The 5,078-nt window shown below is 34.2% G+C and carries 3 protein-coding genes; 2 read left to right on the plus strand and 1 reads right to left on the minus strand.

Annotated elements, in window-relative coordinates; genetic code table 11:
- Nucleotides 1-200 precede the first annotated feature (200 nt).
- Both ABY905_RS13910 and ABY905_RS13915 read left to right on the plus strand, forming a co-directional pair.
- Nucleotides 201-1,610 carry a phosphotransferase gene (locus ABY905_RS13910; RefSeq protein ID WP_372644899.1) on the plus strand — a complete coding sequence of 470 codons (1,410 nt, stop codon included), beginning with the start codon at nucleotides 201-203 and terminating at the stop codon, nucleotides 1,608-1,610.
- 150 nt (nucleotides 1,611-1,760) lie between these two features.
- Nucleotides 1,761-2,498: a nucleotidyltransferase family protein gene (locus ABY905_RS13915; RefSeq protein WP_372644901.1), complete on the plus strand. Its 738-nt coding sequence runs from the start codon at nucleotides 1,761-1,763 to the stop codon at nucleotides 2,496-2,498.
- 57 nt (nucleotides 2,499-2,555) lie between these two features.
- Here the strand turns inward: ABY905_RS13915 and ABY905_RS13920 are convergent.
- Nucleotides 2,556-5,078 (minus strand): ATP-binding cassette domain-containing protein (locus ABY905_RS13920; protein ID WP_372644903.1); only part of this gene is annotated, 2,523 nt, incomplete at its 5' end.

The raw sequence follows: 5,078 nt of genomic DNA on the forward strand, positions 1-5,078 counted from the left end.
CACAAATGAAAATATTTTAAATGTGGAAGCTTTGCATTATGTAATGGCAATGGAGCAATTCAACGGTTTTTACTATCTTGGTCGCTTTGTGTACATTTACACAATAAATTTGCGATACGTTTAACTTTGGTGAAAGCAGAAAAGCATTTTTAATAAATGTTTTAGTCAGATACGCTTCGATCAAAAAACTTTTATTCTTTATGAAGAAAACTACAAAACAAAATATAATCAATCTCTTTGAACAATGGTCAGGTGATCAGCTTGTGAGTACTGAGTTGATACCACAATCAGGATCATATCGTGAATACATTCGTATTATTGGCGAAGAGAAAACGGCGATGGGTGTTTACAATACCGATAAAAAGGAAAATAATGCATTTGTAACTTTTAGCCGTCATTTTAAATCCAAAGGCCTACCAGTTGCTGAAATTTTAGCTGTAGATGAATCTAAGGATATTTATTTGCAAGATGATTTTGGCGATACCATGCTTTTCGATTATATCCAAAAGGAGCGAAAAGGTGATCATTTTCCTGATTCACTTATTCTGATTTTAAAAAAGACGATTAAAGAACTGGTTCGATTTCAAATTGAAGGTCATGAAGGTTTAGACTATTCAGTTGCATACCCACGGGCTGCTTTTGATAAGCAATCTATGATGTGGGATCTAAATTATTTTAAATACTATTTTCTTAAGCTTGCAAAAATTCCATTCGATGAGCAATTGCTGGAGGATGATTATCTGAGATTTACAGATTATTTATTGCAGGCTCCTGCGGACTATTTCCTTTATAGGGATTTCCAATCGAGAAATGTCATGTTAAAGGATGGAGAACCTAAGTTTATCGATTACCAAGGAGGACGAAAAGGGGCTTTGCCTTACGATTTAGCTTCGCTCTTATACGATGCTAAAGCAGATTTTCCTGAAGCTTTACGTGAAGAGCTTTTAGCTTATTATTTGGAAGAGTTGAGTCATTATAATCATATCGATATTGAAGGCTTTAAATCGCATTATTATGCTTTTGTTTTGATTCGTATGATGCAGGCTATGGGCGCTTTTGGCTTTAGAGGTTTCTACGAAAAGAAAGAACACTTTTTGCAATCAATACCTTATGCCTTACGTGATTTAAAAGAGGTTTTACAGCATTTAGATTTTTCAGTACCGCTTCCGGAATTAACGACTGCTCTTGAAAGAGTTTGTGATTCAGAATTTCTTAAAACGGTTGGCGTAAGCAAAGAGAATAAACTGAATGTATTGATTCAAAGTTTCTCATATCGAAGAGGGATTCAGCCTAATGGTTTCGTTTTCGATTGTCGTATAATCGATGACCCTGTTGGTGATATTCGTTTTGAAGAAAGTCATATGAATTCTGAGTTTCTTCCAACATTTTTCAAAGAAGAAACATGCATGCATGCTTTTCTCAAATCGGTTTGTGCTGTCGTCGATATTGCGATTGATAAATCAGAAAAACAATTGGAAATCTATTTTGGCTGTGTCGGTGGTCAGCATCGATCGGTTTATGCTGCAGAATTCATGGCTCAATATATCGATATGAAATACGATGTTGAAGTCAATTTAAGACATCAAGAACTTGATAACGTTGTAGCTTAATAGCAATGGGAAAGAAGCGTTGTAAATTATCGAAAACTGAATATGCTGATAAGCTATGCAAAGGCGGAGGTAAGTACGTGTGTAATAAATGTGCTCGCGTAGCTAAGAATGTGAAAAGGCTTTGTGATGCTAAAGAAATAAAAAGACAACATGATTAATGCGATGATATTTGCAGCAGGTCTTGGAACCAGACTGCAACACTATACTAAGAATTGCCCAAAGGCCTTAGTCAGCTTGAATGGAAAACCTTTATTGGAACATTGTATTTTAAAGCTTAAAGCTTTTGGTGTAGATCGAATAGTGATTAACGTTCATCATTACGCTGATCAAATTGAAGCTTTTCTTGTTTCGAAAGATAATTTTGGGATGGATATTCAGATTTCTGATGAGAGAGAGCTTTTGTTGGATACTGGTGGTGCAATTAAAAAGGCTAAGTCTCTTTTCTTACCCAATGCTCCCATTTTAATTTATAATGTGGATATTTTAAGCTCATTAAACCTAAAGGATCTTCTAGTAGCTCATGAAAGCAAGCATGCTTTAGCGACTTTGAATCTAAGAGATAAGAATACCAACAGACATTTGTGCTTTAATCAGGAAGGTTTGTTGTGTGCCTGGAAGAATGATGCTACTAACGAAGTGAAGATTGTGAATGAAAGTCATCTTAATTCTAATGCCTATAGCTTTTCTGGCATTCATATTATCGATTATAAGCTTTTAGCTTTGATTAAAGAAGAAGGTGTATTCTCTATCATTGATTTGTATTTGCGCCTGGCAAAAGATTATCCTATAGCTGGATATCATGATAAGTCTGAAATTTGGATGGACCTTGGAAAACCCGAGGAATTATTGAAGGCTGAATTATTAATCAAAAAGTTGGCTAAAGATTAAATCGTTTCATTTCCTAAAGCATAAAAAAAATCCATTCTTTAAGAATGGATTTTTTATTTATATCAGTTTTGTTATTCGACGTTCAAGAGAATTTAAGAAGCGCTTAAATAATCCGAAATACAAGATGAAATATAGTGAGATAGTCATTGTCCAGATGACAATTAAGTTGACCCAATAGGTATCATATTCACGATTAAATATCTTTTTTCGAGGTGCATAAAAGTGCGACTTTAAGAAGGCACTTTCACCATCTCTAAATATAGGATCAATTCTTTGGTGTAAGCGATCGTTGTATTCTACGATACGTTCTATGTCATTGCTATTTTTAACAAACTCAGCAAGTCTATCGTTATCGTAAGATTTTTTCATGTTTACGAAACTTTCTTTATCAGGGAACTGACTTTGTAAGGCAAGTAATTTCTCATCTTTCTTCTTATTCGCAGCATTATAAAGCATGATATAATGACGATTAAGATCGTTAAGGTAGTTCTTGAGTTCTTTTAACAGAACAATGTTAGTTGGTTTTCTATCTAAAAGATCCAGCTTCTCAAAACGTAAAGGAAGAGAATGACTCTTGAGCTCGTTATAAATCAATTTCAAATTGGATTTATATTTATCATCAATTTGCCCTTTCAATAAAACCTTTTCACAATCGTGAAGTTTGTTTTTTAAAATAGGCAACCAGTAATTCTTTTTATAATCAGCCTGGCTCATGATCTTATCAAATAAATAGAAATTACTTTCGTATTCATTTGCGGTGAACTGTTCTACTGCCAAAGCTTCGTAAGCCCATCGTGCTGTTATGATCTCACCATACCATGGAATTTTGTTAGGATGAGAGATGCTAGGGTTTATTTTATCAAATTTCACAATAACGCCACTCAATATTAATTGAGGAATTAATATGAACGGTATTAGAATATAGATATTTATGACTGTTTTGAAACTGTCTGAAATAACTAAGCCGAGCATATTTGCAAAACACCACGTGCTAAAAAGAACAAGCCAATAGGTGAAATACATGTCTTTTATTTCGAGTATATAATTACCAATAATTACGAAAATAAAAGCTTGAAAAGCAGATACAGAGAATAGAATAACAACCTTTGAAAGGTAGTAACTTGATCTACTCAGATTAAGGAAACGTTCACGTTTTAATATTTTTCTGTCTTTTATTATTTCCTCTGCACTTAGTGTTAATCCAATAAAAAGAGCGATAATCACAGCCATAAAAAGATAGACAGGAATATTGCTGTTATTGCTAAATGTATAGCCTACTTCATTGGCTTTATCTATATTATAGAATTTAATAATATACGATAAGATGAATGCCAAAAGTGGTGTTTCTAATAGATTTATAAGCAAATACTGTGGATTTGCTAATTTCGAAATAAGATCGCGCTTGACAAAAACGTTAAACTGTTTAAGTTGTTTTGGTACTTTAAAACTTATTTGAGGTAGTTCTTTCGCGTCTTTAATGTTTTTTTGAGAGATATTGCTTTCCTGAAATCTTTTACCCCACTGTTCAGGTCTTACTTTTCGAATTTGAGTTGGAATACCATATTCATCGAGAACTTCAGATTCAACCATATTGAAAATCTGGTCAGCATCAATATTACCACAAACTTCACATTCGTTACCACTACGGTTCGCTTGTTGTGTTTGTGATTTAAAGTAGGTGATTGCATCTAGTGGATTACCATTGTAAATCATATAGCCGCCCAAATCCAGAAAAATAAGGCGATCAAACATTTTGAATGTCTCACTTGAAGGCTGGTGAACAACGACAAATATTAATTTACCCTTTAGGGCTAAGTTCTTTAGGAGATCCATTATTTTAGAGGAATCTCTGGATGACAGGCCTGACGTCGGTTCATCAAGAAAAAGAACAGCAGGTTCTCTAATTAACTCTAGGGCTATATTTAGTCGTTTACGTTGCCCTCCACTAATTTTTTTATCGAGAGGGGTTCCAACCTTTAAGTTTCGAGCTTCGAAGAGACCTAAGTCGTTCAATGCTTTGTAAACAAGTCTAATAATCTGAAAAGAAGAATATTTATCGAAACAAAGCTTAGCGTTAAAGTAAAGGTTCTCAAAAACAGTTAATGAGTCGATAAGTAGATCATCTTGTGAGACATGACCTATTATCCCTTCTATAGAATCTTTTTCGAGATAGATGTCACGACCATTTATTAGAACCTGACCTTTTTGTGGAGCTAATGAACCATTGAGGATGTTAAGCAGTGTCGTTTTACCTGCACCACTAGAGCCCATGATTCCAACCATCTTTCCAGATTCTTCTTTGAAAGAATGTTGATGAACTCCCTGGTCGTTCTCTTTATATCTAAATTCAATATCTTTAGTCTCGAATACAACACGTTCACTGTTCGCATCTCGATTAAATGTACTTAAAATATCACTAAAATAGATGGGTTCAATTTTAGGATTACGAACAGACGAACCTTGAGTAAGAATATGAATACGATCGGGCTTTAGGGCCAGTCCATTCATGAAGAGTTCGCTTAAACCTTGGAATCGTATAACAAAAAGATCAACTCGAACGAGGCGGAGAATTTTAATTTC

Source organism: Ancylomarina sp., from assembly GCF_041555295.1.
In the GTDB taxonomy this organism is placed as follows: domain Bacteria; phylum Bacteroidota; class Bacteroidia; order Bacteroidales; family Marinifilaceae; genus Ancylomarina.